This window comes from Mesorhizobium vachelliae (genome assembly GCF_033977325.1).
GTDB classification, from domain to species: Bacteria; Pseudomonadota; Alphaproteobacteria; order Rhizobiales; family Rhizobiaceae; genus Mesorhizobium; species Mesorhizobium vachelliae.
Map to the genome: position 1 here is coordinate 55481 of NZ_JAVIIR010000012.1, position 21119 is coordinate 76599.

General features: G+C 62.5%; 18 protein-coding genes. 11 read left to right on the plus strand and 7 right to left on the minus strand.

Annotated elements, in window-relative coordinates:
* The first annotated feature begins 1 nt into the window (after window position 1).
* The 3 genes from RFM41_RS23430 to RFM41_RS23440 are packed head-to-tail and all read left to right on the plus strand — an operon-like array spanning window position 2 to window position 2717.
* A complete protein-coding gene (locus RFM41_RS23430; protein ID WP_320251509.1) occupies window positions 2–742 on the plus strand; it encodes an NAD(P)H-dependent oxidoreductase in 741 nt (246 codons plus the stop codon).
* Window positions 735–1865, plus strand: coding sequence for a CaiB/BaiF CoA transferase family protein (locus RFM41_RS23435; protein ID WP_320251511.1), 1131 nt, complete (start codon window positions 735–737; stop codon window positions 1863–1865). Before RFM41_RS23430 ends, RFM41_RS23435 begins: the two co-directional genes overlap by 8 nt.
* Window positions 1866–1877: 12 nt before the next feature.
* On the plus strand, window positions 1878–2717 hold the full coding sequence (locus RFM41_RS23440; protein ID WP_430691554.1) for an HTD2 family dehydratase: 840 nt from the start codon (window positions 1878–1880) through the stop codon (window positions 2715–2717).
* 142 nt (window positions 2718–2859) lie between these two features.
* On the opposite strand, the gene RFM41_RS23445 is transcribed toward RFM41_RS23440, so the two are convergent.
* Complete coding sequence (locus tag RFM41_RS23445) at window positions 2860–3975, minus strand: NAD(P)/FAD-dependent oxidoreductase (RefSeq protein WP_320251515.1); 1116 nt, start codon at window positions 3973–3975, stop codon at window positions 2860–2862.
* A 161-nt stretch (window positions 3976–4136) separates the two neighbouring features.
* Here RFM41_RS23445 and RFM41_RS23450 point away from each other — a divergent pair, with 161 nt between their 5' ends.
* The 6 genes from RFM41_RS23450 to RFM41_RS23475 all read left to right on the plus strand — a co-directional run bounded on the left by RFM41_RS23450 (window position 4137) and on the right by RFM41_RS23475 (window position 10339).
* Window positions 4137–4796 (plus strand): helix-turn-helix domain-containing protein, encoded by a 660-nt coding sequence (locus tag RFM41_RS23450; RefSeq protein ID WP_320251516.1) that lies wholly within the window; start codon window positions 4137–4139, stop codon window positions 4794–4796.
* A gap of 123 nt (window positions 4797–4919) precedes the next feature.
* The gene (locus RFM41_RS23455; protein WP_320251517.1) at window positions 4920–6470 is read left to right on the plus strand and encodes an ABC transporter substrate-binding protein; all 1551 of its coding nucleotides are present in this window, start codon (window positions 4920–4922) and stop codon (window positions 6468–6470) included.
* A 17-nt stretch (window positions 6471–6487) separates the two neighbouring features.
* Window positions 6488–7504, plus strand: a complete 1017-nt coding sequence (locus RFM41_RS23460; RefSeq protein ID WP_320251519.1) for an ABC transporter permease — start codon at window positions 6488–6490, stop codon at window positions 7502–7504.
* A complete protein-coding gene (gene ddpC, locus RFM41_RS23465; RefSeq protein ID WP_320251520.1) occupies window positions 7504–8391 on the plus strand; it encodes a D,D-dipeptide ABC transporter permease in 888 nt (295 codons plus the stop codon). The genes RFM41_RS23460 and ddpC overlap by 1 nt, the downstream gene beginning before the upstream one ends.
* Window positions 8388–9383: an ABC transporter ATP-binding protein gene (locus RFM41_RS23470; RefSeq protein WP_320251521.1), complete on the plus strand. Its 996-nt coding sequence runs from the start codon at window positions 8388–8390 to the stop codon at window positions 9381–9383. The genes ddpC and RFM41_RS23470 overlap by 4 nt, the downstream gene beginning before the upstream one ends.
* A complete protein-coding gene (locus RFM41_RS23475; RefSeq protein WP_320251523.1) occupies window positions 9296–10339 on the plus strand; it encodes an oligopeptide/dipeptide ABC transporter ATP-binding protein in 1044 nt (347 codons plus the stop codon). The genes RFM41_RS23470 and RFM41_RS23475 overlap by 88 nt, the downstream gene beginning before the upstream one ends.
* A gap of 40 nt (window positions 10340–10379) precedes the next feature.
* On the opposite strand, the gene RFM41_RS23480 is transcribed toward RFM41_RS23475, so the two are convergent.
* On the minus strand, window positions 10380–11843 hold the full coding sequence (locus RFM41_RS23480; protein WP_320251524.1) for a M81 family metallopeptidase: 1464 nt from the start codon (window positions 11841–11843) through the stop codon (window positions 10380–10382).
* A gap of 93 nt (window positions 11844–11936) precedes the next feature.
* Between RFM41_RS23480 and RFM41_RS23485 the strand changes: the two genes are divergently transcribed.
* Window positions 11937–13250 carry an amino acid deaminase gene (locus tag RFM41_RS23485; RefSeq protein ID WP_320251525.1) on the plus strand — a complete coding sequence of 438 codons (1314 nt, stop codon included), beginning with the start codon at window positions 11937–11939 and terminating at the stop codon, window positions 13248–13250.
* A 96-nt stretch (window positions 13251–13346) separates the two neighbouring features.
* Here the strand turns inward: RFM41_RS23485 and RFM41_RS23490 are convergent, their stop codons facing one another.
* The 5 genes from RFM41_RS23490 to RFM41_RS23510 all read right to left on the minus strand — a co-directional run bounded on the left by RFM41_RS23490 (window position 13347) and on the right by RFM41_RS23510 (window position 19763).
* Window positions 13347–14150, minus strand: coding sequence for a M55 family metallopeptidase (locus tag RFM41_RS23490; protein WP_320251526.1), 804 nt, complete (start codon window positions 14148–14150; stop codon window positions 13347–13349).
* Between the two features lie 84 nt (window positions 14151–14234).
* Window positions 14235–15905, minus strand: a complete 1671-nt coding sequence (locus RFM41_RS23495; RefSeq protein WP_320251629.1) for a serine hydrolase domain-containing protein — start codon at window positions 15903–15905, stop codon at window positions 14235–14237.
* Window positions 15906–15918: 13 nt separating this feature from the next.
* Entirely contained in the window at window positions 15919–16791 is an 873-nt protein-coding gene (locus RFM41_RS23500; RefSeq protein ID WP_320251528.1) for an ABC transporter permease, read from the minus strand.
* Window positions 16788–17795 (minus strand): ABC transporter permease, encoded by a 1008-nt coding sequence (locus tag RFM41_RS23505; protein WP_320251529.1) that lies wholly within the window; start codon window positions 17793–17795, stop codon window positions 16788–16790. The genes RFM41_RS23500 and RFM41_RS23505 overlap by 4 nt, the downstream gene beginning before the upstream one ends.
* Window positions 17796–17894: 99 nt before the next feature.
* Window positions 17895–19763, minus strand: coding sequence for an ABC transporter substrate-binding protein (locus tag RFM41_RS23510; protein WP_320251530.1), 1869 nt, complete (start codon window positions 19761–19763; stop codon window positions 17895–17897).
* Window positions 19764–19937: 174 nt separating this feature from the next.
* Here RFM41_RS23510 and RFM41_RS23515 point away from each other — a divergent pair, with 174 nt between their 5' ends.
* A complete protein-coding gene (locus tag RFM41_RS23515) occupies window positions 19938–20903 on the plus strand; it encodes a LysR substrate-binding domain-containing protein (RefSeq protein ID WP_320251531.1) in 966 nt (321 codons plus the stop codon).
* Window positions 20904–21119 lie beyond the last annotated feature (216 nt).

The window sequence follows — 21119 nt, forward strand, 5'->3', positions numbered from 1 at the left end:
CGTGAACGTCCTCGTCGTCTATGCACATCCGGAACCGAAGTCCTTCAACGGGGCGATGAGGGACCTTGCCGCGGAGACGCTGACAAAGGTGGGCCACAGCGTGATCGTAAGCGATCTCTATGCCATGGGCTTCAACCCCGTGGCGGGACCGGAAGACATGACCGGCGAGCGCAACGATCCGGATTTCTTCAGCCTGCAGCGCGAGCAGACCGCCGCCTATGAGACGGGCCGGCTGGCGGCCGACATCAATGCCGAGATCGAAAAGCTGAAACGGGCGGACTTCGTGCTCTTCCAGTTTCCCGTCTGGTGGTTCGGAATGCCCGCGATGATCAAGGGCTGGGCAGACCGCGTCTTCGCGCGCGGCTTTGCCTATCTGCCTGGCCGCAAATACGACACCGGCATGTTCAAGGGGAAGCTCGCCATGGTGGCCGCCACGACGGGCACCTCGGCCGATACCTATGCGCCCGATGGCATCGATGGCGACATCCTGACGGTGCTGTGGCCTATCCACAACGGCCTGCTACGCTATGCCGGCTTCGACGTGCTGCCGCCTTTCGTCGCCTATATGCCCGGCCGTGTCGGCGAGGAAGGCCGCAAGGCCTATTTGGAGGCCTATCGCAAAAGGCTCGAGGACATCGACGACACCCCGCGCCTGTTTTTCCACCCGGCCGAAGATTACGGCAAGAACGAGCGGCTGAAGCCGGGTGTTCTCGCCCGTTCCGGGGTGCAGCGCAATGTCTGACGCCGCCCGCCCGCTGGAGGACCTGTTTGTCGTTTCGATCGAGCAGGCGGTCGCGGCTCCCTTGTGCACCGTCCGCCTCGCCGACGCCGGCGCGCGCGTGGTGAAGATCGAGCGTCCCGAAGGCGAAACCGCGCGCCACTACGATTCCGCCGTCGAAGGCATGTCGGCCTATTTCGTCTGGCTGAACCGCGGCAAGCAGAGCGTGGCGCTCGACCTCAAGGCCGAAGAAGACCTCGCCTTGTTGCACCGGATGGTCGCACAGGCGGATGTCCTCGTGCAGAACCTCGCTCCGGGCGCGATCGACCGGCTCGGCCTCTCCGCCGACGTGGTTGCGCAGAAATTCCCCCGGCTGATCGCCGTCAACATCGTCGGTTACGGCCAGGACACGCCTTACGCGGCGATGCGCGCCTACGACATGCTGGTGCAGGCGGAAAGCGGCATCTGCGCGGTTACAGGCACTCCCGAAACGCCTTGCAAGATCGGCGTCTCGGCTGCCGACATCGCGACCGGAATGAACGCCCATGCGGCGATCCTCGAGGCGCTTCTGGTGCGCGGCAGGACCGGCCGCGGCCGCATCGTCGAGATCGCCATGTTCGACGGCATGGCCGACTGGATGGCGGTGCCGCTGCTGCATTACGAACATGCGGGGCGGGAGACGGGCCGCTACGGACTGGCGCACGCCTCGATCTATCCCTACCGGCCCTATGCCTGCCGCGACGGAGCGGTCGTGGTCTCCATCCAGCAAAACAGCGAGTGGAAGCGCCTCTGCAACATCGTGCTGCAAAGGCAGGATCTGTTTGCCGATGAACGCTTCGCCACCAATGCTTGGCGGGTAGCCAATCGCACCGCGCTCGACGCCGAGATCGAGCCGGTTTTCGCGGCGATCGACTGCGAGGAAGCCATTCGCCGCCTTGGCGAGGCACAGATCGCCTGGGGCCGGGTGAGCGAAATGCCCGACCTTCCGCACCACAAGGCCCTGCGACGGACGGAGGTTGAGTTGCCGGACGGCAAGCGGATCGCCATGCCGACGCCGGCGGGGCGGCCGGAAGGCTTCCAAACGGCCCCCAAAGTTCCTGCCCTTGGCGCCGACACGGATCGGATCCGGTCCGAATTCGCGGTCTGAGGAGGAAGCAGGATGAGCCTTGATTCGAGCGTGACGCTGCAGAAATGGGTTGGTCGCACCCGCGAGGTCGAGGACATCGCGACCCCTCGCCTGCTCGCCAGCTTCGAGGCAACGCTTGGCCCGCACGCGGTGCGCCTCGACGAGGCTCCGCCCGGGCTGCACTGGTGCCTGACGCCCGACATCGCCGACGCAAGCGAGCTGGGGCCGGACGGACATGCCGCAAAGGGCGGTTTCCTGCCGCCGGTGCCACTTCCGCGCCGAATGTGGGCAGGCAGCGATATGCGTTTTCTGGCGCCGATCCGCAGCGGCGACACGGTTCGCCGACGCTCGACGATTAGCGCTGTTGAAGAAAAGCAGGGCCGCAGCGGGCCGCTTACCTTCGTCACGGTCCGCCACGAGATCGCCAATGCCGCCGGCCCCGTAGTCGAGGAGGACCAGATCATCGTTTACCGCGCGGCAGAGGCCGGCGTCCCGGCCCCGGCGCAGCCGGCCGCTCCCAGGTTGGCTGCATCGCATGAGCGGATAGTCGACGTGGATCCGGTGCTGCTTTTTCGCTACTCCGCGCTGACCTTCAACGGGCATCGCATCCACTACGACGCGCCCTACGCAGCGAATGTCGAGCATTATCCCGGGCTTGTCATTCACGGCCCGCTTCAGGCGACGCTGCTCATGAACTTCGCCGCCGTCATTGCCGGGCAAGCGCCGCGCCGTTTCTCCTTTCGCGGCGTGCGACCGGCGATCGGCCCGCAGGCCCTGCTTCTCAGCGGAACGGCCCTCGGAAAAAACGACATGCAGATGGAGGTGCGGACTTCGGATGGGCATGTCACTGTGAAAGCCACCGCGCAATGGTGAGCTTCGTGACGCGTTGCAGTCCCGGGGTTGTCCGGTAGCCCCAATTGCGCCCGCAGCTACGCAGCGCTTTCTGATGCGATAGCTGCAGAAAAATCCAAAGCACAAGTCCAGGCTGGTGAATGGTCGGGGCGCGAGCCGATACCTACGGGTCGATAAAACGCTCCGGCGAAAGCAAGGCGGCGTCAGCCCCGGTATCATGGAATCGCGCGGGCAAGTGGCCGCCGGTCAACAGCGCCGCGGCCGTTTGGCCGAGCGCAGGCGCGGTCTGTATGCCGTAGCCGCCTTGGCCGGCCAGCCAGAAGAAGCCCTCGGTTTTTGCGTCCCAGCCGACGGCGGGCGTCTTGTCGGGGAAAAAAGAGCGCAAGCCGGCCCAACTGCGCGAAATGTGCCGAACCGGAATATCGGCTGCCCCCTGCACGCGATCAACGGCAATGGCGATGTCCATCTCGTCGGGCTGCGCGTCACAGGGTTCGCTTGGCGTCTCGTCAGCGGGTGACAGCAAGAGCATTCCCGACGATGGCTTGAAGTAGAATTGTTCATCGACATCCGTGACGGCCGGCCAGGCGGCGATATCGACGCCAGGTGGCGGCTCGACAAGCAGCGCGGTCCGTCGCTTGGGCACAAGCCCGAGCGGCGCCGCGCCGGCGAGCGTTGCGATCCGGTCCGCCCAGGCACCCGCGGCGTTAACGAGCACCGTGGCCGAAAACGCACCAGCCGTCGTGGTGACCGTCCAAACGCCATCCTTGCGGTCGATCTCGACAACGCGGGCATTGGTCACAACAGCGGCGCCAGCGCGGCGGGCGCCACGCAAAAACCCCTGGTGCATGGCGTCGACGTCCATGTCCATGGCGGCGTGATCGATGAACCCGCTTGTTTGATAGTCGTCGCGCAGAACGGGAATGGCGGCTCGCACCTGTGCAGGATCGAGCCACTCCATCGGGACGGCCGATTCAGAGCCGACCTCGGCGAACTGCGCCTTCAGCGTTTCCTGGCTGTCCGGCGATCCGATGACGAGGCAGCCGCGCGGCGACAAAAGCGGCGCCTCGCAAAACCCATTGGGTGGCGCCACGAAGAAGGGACGGCTGGCGCGTGTGAAAGCGCGGATGGCGGCGTTTCCATAACCTTCGATGAAAAGCGCCGCGGAACGTCCCGTCGTATGCATGCCGCAATGCGGCTCGGCTTCGAGGATGGTTACGTGTCTATCTGCGGCCAGCCAGTAGGCTGCCGATGCCCCGGCCATTCCGCCGCCGATGATCAAAACGTCTTGCATGCCCACGTCATAGCAACAGGTGCCACAACGAACCAGAGGTTTTTAGTGGATCAATCAAAACTATTTCCAATCATAAAGGCAATTGCACACCGGTCGACTTTCGAATGACGCCGCCTTAAGGTGCGTCAAATGACGATTTCAGGTGGCTCATGAGCGATTCGAAGCCAAGTCTCGGCGAATGCCTGAAAGCGTTGCGCCGGGAAAATGGGTGGACACTGACGCAGGTCAGTCAGGCGTCCGGACTGGCCATCTCGACCCTGTCCAAGGTCGAGAACAACCAGATGTCGTTGACCTATGACAAGCTGCTGCAGTTGGCGCAGGGACTGAAGGTGGACATCACCGAGTTGTTCGGCGTGAAGAAGGCAGGCCCTCTACCTGTCGCGCGCGGGGCCAGGGCTGTCAGCAAGATCGACGACGGCCGTATCGTCGAAACGCCTAACTACATCTACAAATTTCTGTGCACCGAGCTCTCGCGCAAGGACATGATACCTATGCTGGGCACGGTGACGAGCGAAAGCATCGATGCTTTCGGTGAGTTGATCCGCCATCCCGGGCAGGAATTCACCTACGTGCTCGAAGGTGAGGTCGAGCTCCATACCGATGTCTATGAGGCGCTTCGGTTGAAGGCAGGCGAATCCGTCTATTTCGAAAGCACCATGGGCCACGCCTATATCAGTGTCGGCGACAAGCCGGCACGCATCCTGTGCATTTGCACCGCGGTCTCCGGCCAGTCCGAGCAGAGCTTGATCAGTGCCGTCAGCCAGACGGATGAAGGCGCGACGACCGAAGCTGAAATGGTTGTTGGCTAATTCGAAAAATCACTTTCCTATCCGAAAAATCGCCTTGCCATCCCTGATGCTGATGTTAGCGTGGGGGACGGCATCCTGCGAAAACGTGCGCGATGCTCAACGAAAAGCTCTAGGGGAGCGCATATGACAATGTTTCGTCGCCTGCCGACCGTCGCGGCATTTGCCGCTTTCGCTGCCTTCGCCGTCACGGGCCATGGTTGGGCCGCGGGCAAGGATGTCCTGGTCATAGACAAGGCTGAGGATCCGCCCACCGCCGATCCCGGCGTCGAGGTCAGCAACAACGGCTATACGCTGATCTTCCCGGCCTATGAGCGGCTGGTGAAATATGATGGCACCAAGACCGAGGTGATCCCCGAGCTTGCCGAGAGCTGGACTGTCGCTCCAGACAATCTCAGTTGGACCTTCAAGCTGGCGTCAGGCCACATGTTCGACGACGGCTCGCCGGTTGACGCAGCCGCGATCAAATACTCTTTCGATCGCGTGAAGAAACTGGCGGCTGGTCCTGGAGACATGTTCCCGACTGTCAAGGATGTCGTCGTCGTCGATCCGCAAACCGTGAAGTTCGAGCTGTCGGCGCCGTTCGCGCCTTTCCTTTCGGCTCTCGCTACCTCGGCAGGCTCGATCGTCAACCCGAAGGCGCAGGATCATGCGGTCAATGGTGACGATGCGCGCGCCTGGCTCGCCGAGCACAGCGCTGGCAGCGGCGCCTTCAAGATCGCGAGTTGGGAACGCAACCAGCAGATCACACTCGAGCCCAATCCGCACTATTCGGGCAAGGCTCCGGCGTTCAAGCAGGTGATCTTCAAGATCGTGCGCGAGATGTCATCGCGTCGTCTGCAGCTGGAAAACGGCGATGCCGATCTCATCGACCAGGTTCCCGTGGACCAGGCCGAAGCCATGAAGTCGAGCGCCGGGGTGGCGATCCAGAGCAATCCCAGCCTTTACGTCATCTATCTCTATCTCAACAACAAGAAGGCGCCGTTCGACAATCCGAAGGTCCGCCAGGCGATTTCCTATGCGGTCGATTACAAGGGCCTTGTCGATGGCATCATGCAGGGCCAGGCCGAGCAGATGCGTGGCGCGGTGCCGGATGGCATGTGGGGCCATGACCCGCAAGGCATGCAGTACAGCTACGATCCGGAAAAGGCCAAGCAGCTGCTTGCCGACGCCGGCGTCTCCGAACTGCACATCAGTTTCACCTATTCGCAGGCCGACTCGGCCTGGGAGCCGGTCGGTCTCGCACTGCAGGCATCGCTTGCCGAAATCGGCGTCAAGCTGGACATGAAGAACGTTGCCGACACGACCAAGCGCGAGCTGGTCGCCAAGGGCGACTACGACATCGCGACCGGCGCTTGGACCCCCGACTTCGCCGATCCCTTCATGTTCATGAACATCTGGTTCGATCCCACCAAGATGGGCGCGCCTGGCAACCGTGCATTCTACGAAAACCCGAAGGTCACCGACCTGATCAACAAGGCCCTCCAGACGGTCGACCAGAAGGAGCGGGAGAAGCTCTATATCGAGGCGCAGAAGATCACCAACGAGGATGCGCCTTACGTCCTTCTGTTCCAGAAGAACGACATCTTCGCCATGCGCTCGTCGGTGAAAGGCTATGTCTACAACCCGATGCTGATCCAGGTGTACAACATCGCCGACATGTCGAAGTCCGAATAGGGGCGGACGCCGAAGGCATGTCGTTGCTGTCCACCATCCTTCGGCGTTTCGTTCTGCTGGCTTTCGTGGTTGCCGGCGTTGCCATCGTCACCTTCACCATCTCGCATCTGATCCCCGGCGATCCGGCACAGCTGATCGCCGGAGATAAGGCCTCCGCCGAGACGCTGGCGCATGTGCGCCAGGAGCTTGGACTGGACAAGCCAGTGACGCAGCAGTTCGTCATATACGTCAAGCAGTTGCTGTCGGGCGATCTCGGCAATTCGCTGAGGACACGGCGACCGGTCGCCACCGACATCGCGCTTTTTTTGCCCGCAACGCTCGAGCTCGGCATCACGGCGCTGATCATGGCGATCCTGATCGGCGTGCCGCTCGGCGTGCTGTCGGCCATTTACAAGGACGGCCCGGTCGACCAGGCGGCACGCGCCGTCTCGGTGGCCGGCATTTCGATGCCGGTCTTCTGGTTTGGCCTGGCGCTGATAATCGTCTTTTATGTGAAGATCCCGATCCTGCCCGGCAGCGCGCGCATCGATATCGGCATTGCGCCGCCGCCGCGGGTGACAGGCTTCTTCCTCATCGACTCGCTGGTCGCCGGCGATCTGGCGGCGTTCCGATCGACGCTCTACCACCTCGTGCTGCCGGCCTTCGTGCTGGCATTCGCCAACCTCGGCATCATCACGCGTCAGATCCGGGCCTCGATGCTCGACGTGCTGCAGGAAGACTATGTGCGCACCGCCCGTGCCAACGGCCTGTCGCGTTCGGCGATCACCTTGCGCCATGCGCTGCCCAATGCGCTGATCCCGTCGGTGACGCTGCTCGGCCTCGCCTTCGGCGACCTCCTCTACGGGGCAGTGCTGACCGAGACGATCTTCGCCTGGCCAGGAATGGGCAGCTATGTTGTCTCCTCGATCCAGACGCTGGATTTCCCGGCGATCATGGGCTTCACCATTGTCGCGTCGCTCGGCTATGTGCTGATCAACCTGGCGGTCGACCTGACCTACATGGTGCTTGACCCGCAGATCCGGGAGCTTGGCTGATGGCCATCGAAGCGACAAGCATCGCAAGGCGGCCATCGGTCGCTCGCGAGGGTCTCCACCGTATCTGGTATCGGGTGAAGGGCAGCCCGCTCACTCTGGTCGGCGCCGCCATTGCGCTGGTGGTGCTGATCGTGATCGTCGCGGCGCCAGTCCTCGCGCCCTATCCGCCCGACCGCATATCGCTGTCGGCTCGGCTCGCGGCGCCGAGCCTTCAGCATCTGTTCGGCACCGACGAGGTTGGCCGCGACCTGTTCTCGCGCGTTCTCTACGGCGCGCGCGCCTCCTGCGGCATCGCGTTTGCCATTGTCATCATCTCGACAGTGGTTGGCTCCATCATCGGCTGCCTGTCCGGTGTGGTCGGCGGCATCGTCGACACGGCAATCATGCGGTTGATGGACGTCTTTCTAGCGCTGCCGGCGCTGATCCTGGCGATGGCTCTTGCCGCTGCCCTCGGCCCCAGCCTGTTCAACGCCATGCTGGCCGTGGCGGTCGTGCGCGTGCCTGCCTATGTCAGGCTGGCGCGCGGCCAGACGCTGTCGCTCCGCAACCGGACCTATGTGAAGGCCTCGCGCAGCTTCGGAGCATCCCCAGCCTATCTGCTGCGTTGGCACATCCTGCCCAATGCGCTTTCGCCCATCATCGTTCAGGCTACACTCGATCTTGGCGGCACGATCCTGACCGCCGCGGCGCTGAGCTTCATTGGCCTCGGCGCGCAGCCGCCGACATCGGAGTGGGGTTCGATGGTGTCGAGCGGCCGAAACTACTTCCTCGATCAATGGTGGTACATTACCTTTCCTGGCCTTGCGATCCTGATCAGCGCCATGGGTTTCAACCTGCTGGGCGACGGCCTGCGCGACATGCTTGACCCGAGGCTTGGCGGGCGATGAGCGCAGCGCAGGGCGATATCCTCCTCGACATCGATGATCTGGCGCTCGAGTTCCGCACCTTTCGCGGTCCAGTCAAGGCGCTGAACGGCATCAGCCTGAACGTTCGCGCCGGCGAGATCGTTGGCGTGGTCGGCGAATCCGGTTGCGGCAAATCGGTCACCATGATGGCCGCGACGCGGCTTCTGCCGAAGGGCAGCGCACGCATCACCGGCGGCGCCGTGCGTCTTTTCGGCAACGATCCGATGAAGCTCAGCGAGCGTGAGTTGCAGCACGTGCGCGGTCGTCAGGTCTCGACGATCTTCCAGGAGCCGATGAACGCGCTGAACCCGACGCGTCGCATCGGCGACCAGGTGATCGAGGTCATCCGACGTCACCAGCGTCTTGGCACTGATGCGGCCCGGCAAAAGGCGGTCGGGCTGCTGCGCGACATGCTGATCAGCGAGCCGGAACGGATCATGCGGGCCTATCCGTTCGAACTGTCGGGTGGCATGCGTCAGCGTGTGCTGATCGCGATGGCGTTCTCCTGCGAACCGAAGCTTATCATTGCCGACGAGCCAACGACGGCGCTCGATGTCACGGTGCAGGCGCTTATCCTTTCGCTCATCAAACAGAAGGCGGTCAGCACCGGCACCGCGGTAGTCTTCATTTCGCACGACATGGCAGTGGTTTCGCAGTTGTGCGACCGGCTCTATGTGCTCTACGCCGGGCGCGTCGCCGAGTCCGGGACCACGGCCGCCGTGCTCGCCGCCCCTGCGCATCCCTATACCCGCGCGCTCATCCGCTGCCTGCCGGGACTGGCCGTGCCGAAGCAACCCCTGGAGCAGATCCCCGGAACGTTGCCCGATATGCTGAATCCGCCCGCCGGTTGCCTGTTTCGCGCGCGTTGCCGCGAGGAGAACGAGCGTTGCGTGGACGTACCGCCATTGGCCTCCATCGACCCTTCGCGTCGTGCCGCGTGCTGGCGCCGTATCGAGGAGGCGGAAGCCACATGAATTCACAGCAGCCGCTCCTTGCCCTGGAAGATGTCGAGGTGCGCTATCGGGTGACCTCGGGCTGGTTTGGCGGCACTGACGTCTATGCGGTCAATGGCGTTTCGCTCCGCGTCGCCGAAGGCGAAACGCTGGGGATCGTCGGAGAGTCGGGCTGCGGCAAATCCACGCTCGGTCAGGCAATCGTCGGATTGACGCCCCTCACGGCCGGCTCGATCAGGCTGAAGGGGGTCGACCGTGCGCAATCGAACACCCACATCCAGATCATCTTCCAGGATCCCCAATCCTCGCTGGACCCGCGTCTACCGGCATGGCGACTGATCACCGAGCCACTGCACATCCGCGGCGGCTATAGTCGCAAGCAACTGATCGAGCGCGCGACCGAGCTTGCCGTTTCAGTTGGCCTGCGTCCTGAGCAGATCGACCGCTATCCGCATGAGTTCTCGGGCGGTCAACGCCAGCGCATCGCGATCGCCCGGGCGCTTGCCGTCGAGCCGGAACTCCTGGTGTTGGACGAGCCTACATCGGCGCTGGATGTTTCGGTGCAGGCGCAGATCGTCAACCTGCTGCTGACGCTGCAGGCTGAGCGCAAGCTGTCCTACGCATTGATCTCGCACGACGTCTCGCTGGTTCGCCACGTCGCCGATCGCGTTGCCGTCATGTATCTCGGCCAGATCGTCGAGGCGGGGACTGCACAGCAGGTACTGGACGGTCCGCGGCACCCCTACACCAAGACGCTCCTCGACGCCGTGCCGAGTTTCGAGCGACCGCTGGCGACGATCGCACCCCGCGCCGGCGAACTGCCAAGCAACCGCAAGCTGCCCTCAGGCTGCTATTTTCGGGAACGCTGTCCTTCGGCGACCGCGGGCTGCGAACAGCCGCAGGTGCTCAAAGCAATCGATGGCGCGCGCACGGTGCGTTGTCACGTGGTGACGGGCGCGCTTGCAGACGCCGGTTGAAACGCGGCGTCGGTGCTAAGCCTGCGATCGCCAAAGGCGATCAAGCAACCTCGAACGGGTTTTCCACCTTCGGCCAATAGGGCCGCTTCAGCTTGGTATAAGGGATCGAAGCGAAGTTGGGCTGCGTCGCGCCGGGCGGGGCGCAAAACAGGATGCGCTTGGCGATCGGCGCGAACCCTGCCTGGAAATGATAGTTGGATTTGACGATGACGATGCGCCGCTCGCTCGGGTCGAGGCCAACCGCGGTCATGCAGTCCGGATGGAAAACCTGCGTCCGCACCGTGTTGATGATCAGATCGATGCCGCCATCGGTGGTAACCCATGCCGCATCGCCGAGCGGCCAGGGCATGGTGCCGAAGCGCTGCGTCAAATCGCGTCCCAGGCCCTTGACGGTGACCCGCAGATCGACCGGCATGCCGGAGAACACACCGCACTTGCCGCCGACCCGCAGGTCGATGGTGCCGCCGATCCCAGCTTCCACGCAAAAGCGATAGGCGATCGGATCCCAATACATGGCGCTGGCCACGTTGCCGATGCCGCGCTCTATCAGCCGGCGTAGTATGTAAGTGGAATCGCCCGGCGCGCCACCACCGGCATTGTCGGAGACATCCGCGATGACGACCGGGCCCTGTGGCTCCGCGAGCGCGATATCGAGCGCCTCGTCGATGCCGAGGAATTTCGGGATCAGGTCGTTGCGCAACGCAAAGAGGTGCTTGCCGAATTTTTCCGCGGTCCGCTCGGCAAGCGGCCTGTCACCGTCGGTGATGACCAGCATGCGCGCACCGACATCCTCGACGTCGCCATGGGGAAAGCCATGGCCCAGCGAAACCGAAAGGATGCCAGGCTCGGACTCAGCGGCGGTCATGGCATCGACGAAGCCGCGCATCGGCTGTTCCTGCACCCGGAAGGTGCTGATCATGCGGCAGTCGTATAGCGCCATCACAGGCCGGATCCTACCCTCCACCGTATCGACGATGATGCGGTAGAGCTCGCCGGCGCGATCCATGATGTCGGTGTGCGGATATTCCTTGTAGGCGACGATGGCGGTTGCGTTGTCGACCATCTTGCGGGTTGTGTGGCAATGCAGGTCCAGTTCGGCGCCGACGGGAATGTCGGGGCCGACGACTGCTCTGACATGCGCAAGCAGATCGCCTTCGGTATCGTCATAGCCTTCGGCGACAAAGGCGCCATGCAGCGCCAGCAGCACGCAGTCGACCGGCATCGCCGCCTTGAGCTCGGCCAGAATCTCATCGCGGAACTGCTCATAGACGTTGCGGATGGTTATGCCTCCGGGCTCGGCGCAGACGCAGAGGCTCTCCACGATCTCATGGCCGTCCGCTTCGCCGCGCTGACGCCACACGAAGAGCTGGCAGGAAGGCTCATTGAGGGCCTTCGACGTGGCGTCGCCACGCGCAATGCCCATCTCCTCGAAGCTATGGTAGCCGGTTGGGATGGGCGCGAATGTATTGGTCTCGGTATCCATGCCCGCGATGAAAATGCGCATTTGGTGATTCCAGCCTGTCTTTCGTTTAAGAAAAATGTTTTCTCATCATCAAACTATTATATGATTTCCGCAAGGCGCCCGGACCACTCAGCGATGGCGCCTGGCCGCGCGCGCACGGCTTGGGATGGCAGGGAGCCGGGAAATCACATGAACCTTCAAGCGCTTGACGATCTGGTGCTGGACGAAACCACCAAGGGCATTCCGCCCGGAGTTGTGGTCCGGCTTCACGATGTCGCATCGAAGGGCTGGAACTTGCTGCGCGGCCATGTGCCGTTGCCGGCGGCTGTCATCAAGGAGTCCGCGCTCGACCACAATTCGCGCTGGATGCAACGCTTCATCGCGAAGCGCAACGCGATGATCGCGCCGCATGTCAAGACGACGATGTGTCCGCAGATCATGCAGCGGCAGTTGCGCGACGGCGCATGGGGCGTAACCGTCGCCACGCTGCACCAGATAAAAGTTTGCCGCCGGTTCGGCATCGATCGCATCGTGCTCGCCAACCAGCTCGTCGGACAGTTGGAGCTGGATGCGCTGGTCGCCGAGCTGAACGCGTCGCCAGACCTCGATTTCTACATGCTGGTCGACAGCCTGGACGCCGTGCGCCTGGCGAGCGAAGCAGTCCGGCGTGCCGGAAAGAAATCGCGGCCCATCCAGGTGCTGGTCGAGCGCGGCTACCCCGGCGGCCGAACCGGCTGCCGGGACAACGAAACAGCGCTCGAGGTGGCCCGTGCCGCGCACGCGACACCGCAATTGCGACTGTGCGGCGTCGAGGCGTTCGAAGGGCTGATCAAGCCGAAGGATGGAGGTCCGGCGCAGGCGGTTGCCGCTTTCGTCGACGAGATCGGCGCCCTCTACAATGCATGCGCCAGTCAAAGCCTGTTCGAACGCGCGCCACCGATCGTGACTGCAGGCGGCTCGTCGTTCTACGACATCGTTCTCGACCGGCTCTCCGGCAGCGGCGCCCAGGTGATGACACGCAGCGGCTGCTATGTCAGCCATGACAGCGGCGTCTACCAGGCAGAGCAGAAGCGCATCCTTGCCGCGACGGGCGAGAATGAGGGGCTGATCAACGCGTTGGAGGTGTGGACCCATGTGCAGTCCAGCCCGGAACCCGGGCTGGCGATCCTGACTGCCGGCAAGCGAGACTTTGGGACCGATTCCGGGCTGCCGGTGCCGCTGCTCGTCTCGCGCGACGGTGACTTGCCTCAAATGCTGACCGGCTGCGAGATTTTCGCCAGCAACGACCAGCACGCCTACATGCGCGTCCCGGAGACGGCTTCGGTCAAGGTCGGGGATCGTATCGGACTTGGCGTGTCGCACCCCTGCACAACCTTTGACAAATGGCAAATTTTGTTCCTGGTCAATGACGCCTATGACATTGTCGGCGCGCTGAAGACCTTTTTCTAACGATCGCCCCGACGCGGAAGGGTTGCAGTGGGGCTGTGACCGGCAGGACATGCCGGCACAGCCCGCTGCAGATCGGTCGGCCGTACCGGGTACCAATCAACCCAAGACAACAAACCGGATGGCACGCTGAATGTCGAAGAAGTTGTCCGCCTTGAAGCGAAGCGTGCGCGGGGCGGGATGCTCGATACCAGGATACCAGCTTCCCCGGTAGGCTTCGATCGGGGTCGTGTATTCAACGATGAGCTCGAACGTCTTCGCCAGTTTCGGCAGGCACTTCGACAGGTCGCGCGACAGCGCGGCTTCCACCGTCTCGCGAATCGCCTTCACGGCGCCCTGCGGCGAGAGCGAGGACGTGGCCGGCCCGAACCCTTCGCTCGTGGCGACGGTGGCGATTTCAGGCACCAGGGCCTTCGCCTCTCCGCACATGCCGGCGTCACCCGACAGGAACACGGAGGGCACGCCGTAACGGGCGGCGCAACACGCGTTGAGCGTATATTCGGATGCCACTTCGCCGTTGATCAGCATCCTGGAAACGGTGCCGGTCAGCGTGTGCGCCAGCGGGTTCGTGTCGGTGCCGGCCTTGTTGTGATAGCCCGTGTAAAGAGCGGCGTCGAAGGTCTTGTCGATGCCGAACATCATTGCGTCCGGGTGGCCGCTCCAGCCGCGCACGATGCGCACATAGGCTGGAAGCTTGGACAGGATCAGATTGCGCGCGGTCGAGTGGGCGTCCTTGACGACGACTTCGGTCGCGCCTGCCGCCTTTGCGCCCTCGCAGGCCGCAACGAGTTCGTCCGTCATATATTCGCGGAATTCCGCATAATCGGGATTGCCCTTGCGCGCCTCGTCCCAGTTGGTGATACCCGCCGTGCCTTCGATATCGGCGCTGATGAAGACTTTCATACCCTTGCCTTTCGATGTCTGAGAAGTCGTCGGGCCGCGGCTCGTGCCGTCGCCGACGTGAGAACCTGGCCTGTCACTTGTCCTTCAGGCCGCCATTTCGGCCTGCCGGCGCACAAGGAACATGGGACCGACCCGAATGCCGCGACGCCCGTTGTCGTCGACGGCGTCCAGCTCGAGAATTTCTTCTTCGTAGAGCAGCCCGTGCATACGGAACCGTCCGGCATCCACCGGCTCGCACGTGTGGGTGCAGAAATACTCGATCAGGCATTTCAACTCACCGTGGCTGTAGGTCAGATAGGTGATGTTGAAGTCCGGCCCGTACTCGCCGAGGTGCGGCGCAATCTCGGGCGGCACCTTTTCGACAGGCAGGGTGTCGACGCGCGACCAACTCGCCCCTTTCCAGGTCAATTCATTGGCCTGAGAGAAGGAGAGGTTCATATGCGCGTATTCGGCCCCGCGGCCATAGATGCGTCCGTCGATGACAAAGTCGCTGCCCGAAACGGGGCGGATCTGAAGCGGCACGCCCTCCCCCATCAGGTAGAGCTTGCCGTCCTTGCTCTTCACCTCGACGACCTCGCCGCTCGTCTCATGGCGATAGAGGCCGGGCAGGCGCGCGAACTGATCCTCGGTGATAGGCGGCGGAGTCTGGCTGCGCTCCGGCATGCGTCCCATGCCGCAATTGGCGAGGGCGATACGCAGGCCATCGCCAGCGAGCCGGGAGGCAATCTGATTGGCGAAATCAAGCGTCGCGAAAATCAGGACACCGAAGCCGGCCCTGGGCAGGATCATCATCTGAGAGGCATAACCATAGACCGCGCCGCCATGCCCGACGGAGGTCCATCCGTCCATATCGCCGACGCCGAAGCACAGGCCATAGCCGTTCAGGTCCTTGTTGTGACCTTCGGGGCGCTTGCCGATGGGAGTCCACATCTTGCGAAGCGACGCCGGACTGACGATGGAGTGGCCATCGGGCGCAAAACCGCCACGCAAGAGGCATTGCGTGTAGCTGGCCATGTCCGATGTGGTGGAGAAGATATTGCCGGCGGGCGACCCGCCGAGATTGAACACCGGTGCCGGGCTGTCCCCATCGATCGTCCACATGTCGGCCGGCGCAAGCCTTTCACGGATGCCGGGCGCCATTCCCGGCGACGTGTCCTTCATGCCCAGCGGCTTCAGGATGTTCTCGGTGATATAATCGGAATAGCTTTTCCGCGTCACCCGCTCGATCACCATGCCGACCACGGCGATGCCGGCATTCGAATAGTGCATGATGCCGGCACTGGGATCTTGCTTCAGGGTGGACGTGGCGAGCTCGGCGACCGTGTCGGCCAGCGGCGGCTTGTGCGAATCCAGATAGTGTCCGCTCTTAGGCTCGCGCACGATGCCGGCGGTGTGGCTCATCAGCTTGCCCAGGGTGATCAGGGAACCGTGGGGTCCGCTTTCGCGCCCGGCGAACGGATTGACCGGACGGAAGCCCGGCAGGTACTCCGAGACGTCGACATCAAGGTCGACAAGCCCTTGTTCCACAAGTTGCATGATGGCAACCGACGTGAAGGTCTTGGTGATCGAGCCGATGCGAAAACAGGTATCGTCCTTCATGTCGAAGTGACGATCGTGACGCTGGATATGGCCATGCGCCATAAGGCCGTCCCTGTCGACCAGGGCATAGGAGATCGATGGGATCGCCTTGTCCTCGACCTCGTGACGGATAAGATCTTCGAAAAGCTCGACAGCGCTGCGGGAAAGCGAAGACACGAGGGTACTCCCTTCAATCGGTATGGCGGGGATCGAGAATGTCGCGCAGCGCGTCGCCGACCAGATTCCACGCCAGCACGAACAGGAAAATCGCGGCTCCAGGGAAGGCAAGCGTGTACCAGTACTGGAATGGATTACCGGGTTGGCCGACAATCCAGTTGCGCGCGTAGGCGATGAACTGTCCCCAATCGGCGTAGCCCTCTTCGGTGCCAACGCCCAGAAAGCTCAGGGCCGACGCGGTAAGCACCATTGAGCCCGTGGCCATGGTCGCCAGCACGAGCACGGGAAAGAATGCATTGGGCAGGATGTGGAACACGATCAGCCGGAAGTCGCCGGCGCCGTAGCTCCTCGCCGCGTTCACGAAATCCATCTCGCGGATACGCAGGATTTCGCTGCGCACGACGCGCGCGTAGCCCATCCATCCGAAGGTCGTCAGGGCGACGGTTATCGGCCCCAGCCCCTTGCCGAGGAGCGCGGTCAGAACCATGGCGGCGATCAGAAAAGGAACTGCCATGAACACATCGACGATACGCATCAGAACCTCGTCAACGGCTCCGCCGTAATAGGCCGCGATCGAACCGATGATGGTTCCAATCAAAACGGAGATGGCAACGACGCCGAGGCCGATCTTGAATGCCGTGCGGGTGCCCCAGACGACGGCGTAGTAGATGTCATACTGGCCTTCGGTGGTTCCGAAAATCGCATCGGGCGATGGCGGCTGCGGCGTCGCCAGGAAGCCCGCCCGCGGTGTGTCGTAAGCCGACATCTGGAATTCCTGCGGCGGCGCGAGCACCGGCGCGAAGATCGCGATCAGCACAAAGGCCAGCAGCAGGAGCACGCCGACCAGCGAAATGGGATTGCGCTTCAGATAGCCAAGCGCCCTCATCGCGTCTTCACCCTCGGATCGAGCAGCGGATAGATCATGTCGACGGCCAGGTTCAGCAAGACGAGAACGACCGCGAAATAGAGGCCGAAGCCAAGCACGGCCGGGAAGTCGAGATTGGCGGCGGTCTTGGCCGCGAACTGGCCGAGCCCGGCATAGTCAAAGATTGTTTCGGTAATGACGACGCCGCCCATCATGGCGGCAAGTTCCATTCCGGCGATCGTCGTGACGGGAAGAAGCGCGTTGCGCCGGGCATGATGCAACTCGACCACGCGCCGGGGCATGCCCTTCGCGCGGGCAGTGCGGACATAGTCCTGGCGCAGCGTTTCCAGCATCGAGGTGCGCATGACGCGCGTCATGTTTGCGAGGTTGACATAGGTCAGCGTGATGACCGGAGCAGCGAGATGCCTCAGCGAATCCCAGAAGATGGCGAGATTGCCATTGAGCAAAGCGTCGAGCGTGTTCGCGCCGGTATAGCGGGTAAAGCCTGGAGACGTGACCGCCGCCTGCGCCCACTGGCTGAGGCGACCGGGCGGAAACCAGTCGAGTGCCGAGTAGAAAATCAGCAGCATCAGCAGTCCGAAGACGTAGACCGGGAAGGACCAGCCGAGGATGGTGAAGATCCGGATCAGATGGTCCGGCCAGCGGTTGAGATGGATGCCGGCCCGCGAGCCCAGGTAGATGGCCAGCAGGAACCCGGGAATGAATGCCAGCAGCACCAGTTCCAGCGTCGCCGGCAAAAGAGACGCCAGCGCATGGGCGACGGGCTGGCGCGCGGTCTCCGACCAGCCCAGATTGCCGGTCACGATGTTGCCGATCCAGCGCCCGTATTGGATGTAGAAGGGATCGTTCAGCCCATACTGCTCGATCATCCTGCGGATGCTGTCCTGGCCACCCTTGAGGAAGTCGGGCGACGGCGCGTAGGCGGCCAGGCGCTGCGTTGGCGACAGCGACATCTGCAGCGCAAAAAGCATCAGCGACAGGGCGAAGAGGACGACGGGCAACATCAGAAGCCGCCGCAAAGCGTAGTTCAGCACATCAGCATCCGCGCGATGAGGGAGAGGTTCAGCCGGGCGGCGGCTCCGCCTGGCTGAACGTGAAGCCGGTCAATCGGCCTTCTTGGTGACGGGATAGAAATCCCACGCGCCGTAAAGGATCATGTTGTGCACGTAGCCGTCGATGTTGCTGCGGGTGACGATGTAGCCGAAGTCTTCCCAGAGGAATTGCGTTGTGGCGTAGTCGTAAGACATGTCCTGCAGCTTGGCGTAGATCGGCTCGCGCACCGCCGGATCGCTCGAGGCCCAGGCCTGGTCGAGAAGCGGCTTGAATTTCTCGGCCATGAGATCGCGATACCCCTGCCCGAGCATGCCGCCGACGAGGCCGGTGGGAGACAGATAGTAGGTCGCGGCGCCCAGCGGGCCGCCCGGATCCGAATAGTCGGGGCCCCAGCCCATATAGGTGAGCGGCGAGGCAGGCTTTTCACGGTTGTTGAGCTTGTCGGAAATCGATGCCCATGGCAGCGACTGGATCTTCATCCTGAACTTCGGGTTGATGCGCTGCAGCCCCTGCTGGAGGGCTGAAAGCGCCGCCGTACCTTGCGGCGTACCTTCCTGAACATAGGCCGTGAAGGTGAACCCGGTGTCCCACAGCTTGCCGCCGAAGGCCTTCTTGAAATGCTCCGCAGCCTTTGCCGGGTCATAGCTGTAGATCGGCGAATCCGCGCGGTATCCCATTATGCCGCGCACGGTCGGGCCACGCGCCTGCACCGTCTTGCCGAGCAGCGCCTGCTTTATCAGCGCTTGGTAGTTCTGGGCATAGTTGAAACCCTTGCGGACATCGATGTCGGAGAAGAAGTCCGGCGGGATGCCGTTGCCGTCGAGCTTGCCGCTGCCGATCGCGGGATTGTCGGCATCATCCAGCGGCCAGGCAAAGTAGAGGCCGCGGCTGAAGACCTTGGGCAGACCGTCGATGACCTTGACGCCGTCCGTCTTGGAGAGTTCGTCCAGGAATTCGACGGGCGCCGTCACGAAGTCGGCATCGCCGGAAAGCAACTGCAAACGACGCGTCGTCCATTCTGGAACGGTGCGCATCACGACACGCTCGAGCGAGGGCGGGCCCATGAAATAATTGTCGAAGCGCTTCAGCGTGATGCGGCGATCAGTTCGATCCCATTCGTCGAGCATGAAAGGACCGGTGCCGTTTTCCTCGGCAAAAAGCGGATCGTCGCCGAGCTCGGGGCGATAGTACTTCTTCCATGTGTCGCCATTGCCATCCCAACCTCCGACAGAGGCGACCCATTCCTTGTCGACGATAGACGCACCGAATGGCAGCGCAAGGACGCCGAGCGTGGCGGGGAAGGATTTCGGCAGCTTCAGCGTGACGTTGTCGCCCTCGACGGTGATCTGCGAAGCAAGTTCGTCATAAACCTTTCGAAGCGCCTCCGGGCTGGCATCCTTGATATCCGAGACCTTACCTTCAGCCTCGACCCATTTCGCGACGTCGGTGTACTTGCTCGCCGTCACCACCTCGGTGATGGCGTTGGACATCCAGGATTGGCCCATGAGGATCGCGCGCAGCAGCGAGTAACGCACGTCTTCGGGTGTGATCTCGCCGTAGCCCGGCTCAATCTTGGCCTTCTGCTCGCTGGTCAGCCCATCGTAGTACTGCCAGGTGATCTTGCCGTCATCGCCCTTGATGCCGACCTTATGGGCGTGGACGCCCTTTCGGATCGGGAATGTATAGCTGACCGAACCGTCGGCGTTCTGCTTAATCAGGCCGTTTTCCAGGCTGGGTACCTGCGCCGACAGGGACGGCACGAATTCGGAGATCTGGGAGCCGTTATAGTTCAACAGGCGGCTGTAGACGTTCAAAACACCGTAGGAGCTCGGTGTGTTCGCGATATAAGCGGGATCGAAGGACTGAACATCGTCAGTCCAAAGGAACACGAAGGTCCCGGGATTCTTGGTCTCTGCCATTGCTGGCAACGCAGCGGCGCTTGTGCCGATGCAGAAAGCTAATGCCAAGGCATGTTTCATTTTCATGAGATGTTCCCACAATTGACTCGAGCTCTTCTTATTTTTGCGAGGAAGCTAGGAGCAGGCTTGCGCCACTGTCCAATGCGTAGATAGGATCGGTTATGCGAATAATGCATGAGGTCGATCATGGAGCTGGCGTGGTTTGAGGACTTCCTCGAGATTGCCGCGACGCGGAATTTTTCGACCGCGGCCGCGTCTCGAAATATCTCGCAGCCAGCCTTCAGCCGCCGCATCAAGGCGCTGGAAGAGTGGGTCGGCGCAGAACTTATCGACCGCAGCACATACCCGGTTCACCTCACCAGCGCCGGCAACATTTTCGTTCCGCGCTGCCAGGAAATGCTTCGCGACATGTACCGCTTGCGAACCGACTGCCGCAACGCCGCCGGCGCCAGTTCACGGCTCTTGACCTTCGCCGCGCTTCATACGCTGGCTATCTATTTTTTTCCCAAATGGATCAGCCAACCCGAACTGCCTAACGCGCCGGTCCGAAGCAGCATGCACACGGGCGACTTCCTGGAATGCGTCGACCACCTATCATCCGGCAAGTGCGACTTCGCCATCACATACGACCACCCCGACGGCCCGCCGGTCCTCGAGGGCGGCCCATTCGAATCGCTTCAAATTGGCAGGGATCGCCTGGTTCTGGTGTCTGGTGTCGACCAGAAGGGAGCACCGCTTTTCAACGTTGACGTACCGGAGGGCACGCGGATTCCCTACCTCGCCTATTCCTGGAGCGACGGCTATCTTGGCAAGCTGATCTCGCTCATCCAGTCGCGCTGGCGGCGCCCGCTCAACCTGAGCATCGTCTACCAGTCATCGCTGGCCGAAGGGTTGAAGCAGATGGCGATAGCCGGGCAAGGCGTGGTCTGGCTGCCGCAGATCTGCGTTCAGAAAGCGATCGCGCAAGGCGAGCTGGTTCAGATCGGCGGACAGCAGATGTCCCTGGAAATCGAGATCAGGATCTTTCGGCGTGTGGGAGCGCGAAGCCGAGACGGCGAGGCGCTGTGGAAGTATCTGTCACGGACCGCCGAGCAGGCAAGCGGACGCAATCTCACCGATCCGACGCTGGCGATGCGGTAGCAGTCAACGAGCCATGCGCTGGGTCATGCGAAATCCGATAGATCGATGCAGATTTTGCATAACCAGGAAAATCCTCGCCGGAACTCCGAGTATTCTCTCGGGAGATGACGCGCGCGGGTCCCTCCGTCGACATCCGGGCAATCCATTTCTGGCCCATCCAGGCATCACACCCTATTGACAGCCTGTAAGCTCGCTGCGTTCGATGCCGTTGATCGT

Coding starts and splice junctions, on each gene's coding strand:
- RFM41_RS23435 (WP_320251511.1), top strand. CDS start 735: ATGTCTGACGCCGCCCGCCCGCTGGAGGACCTGTTTGTCGTTTCGATC.
- RFM41_RS23440 (WP_430691554.1), top strand. CDS start 1,878: ATGAGCCTTGATTCGAGCGTGACGCTGCAGAAATGGGTTGGTCGCACC.
- RFM41_RS23450 (WP_320251516.1), top strand. CDS start 4,137: ATGAGCGATTCGAAGCCAAGTCTCGGCGAATGCCTGAAAGCGTTGCGC.
- RFM41_RS23455 (WP_320251517.1), top strand. CDS start 4,920: ATGACAATGTTTCGTCGCCTGCCGACCGTCGCGGCATTTGCCGCTTTC.
- RFM41_RS23460 (WP_320251519.1), top strand. CDS start 6,488: ATGTCGTTGCTGTCCACCATCCTTCGGCGTTTCGTTCTGCTGGCTTTC.
- ddpC (WP_320251520.1), top strand. CDS start 7,504: ATGGCCATCGAAGCGACAAGCATCGCAAGGCGGCCATCGGTCGCTCGC.
- RFM41_RS23470 (WP_320251521.1), top strand. CDS start 8,388: ATGAGCGCAGCGCAGGGCGATATCCTCCTCGACATCGATGATCTGGCG.
- RFM41_RS23480 (WP_320251524.1), bottom strand. CDS start 11,843: ATGCGCATTTTCATCGCGGGCATGGATACCGAGACCAATACATTCGCG.
- RFM41_RS23485 (WP_320251525.1), top strand. CDS start 11,937: ATGGCGCCTGGCCGCGCGCGCACGGCTTGGGATGGCAGGGAGCCGGGA.
- RFM41_RS23490 (WP_320251526.1), bottom strand. CDS start 14,150: ATGAAAGTCTTCATCAGCGCCGATATCGAAGGCACGGCGGGTATCACC.
- RFM41_RS23500 (WP_320251528.1), bottom strand. CDS start 16,791: ATGAGGGCGCTTGGCTATCTGAAGCGCAATCCCATTTCGCTGGTCGGC.
- RFM41_RS23505 (WP_320251529.1), bottom strand. CDS start 17,795: ATGTTGCCCGTCGTCCTCTTCGCCCTGTCGCTGATGCTTTTTGCGCTG.
- RFM41_RS23510 (WP_320251530.1), bottom strand. CDS start 19,763: ATGGCAGAGACCAAGAATCCCGGGACCTTCGTGTTCCTTTGGACTGAC.
- RFM41_RS23515 (WP_320251531.1), top strand. CDS start 19,938: ATGAGGTCGATCATGGAGCTGGCGTGGTTTGAGGACTTCCTCGAGATT.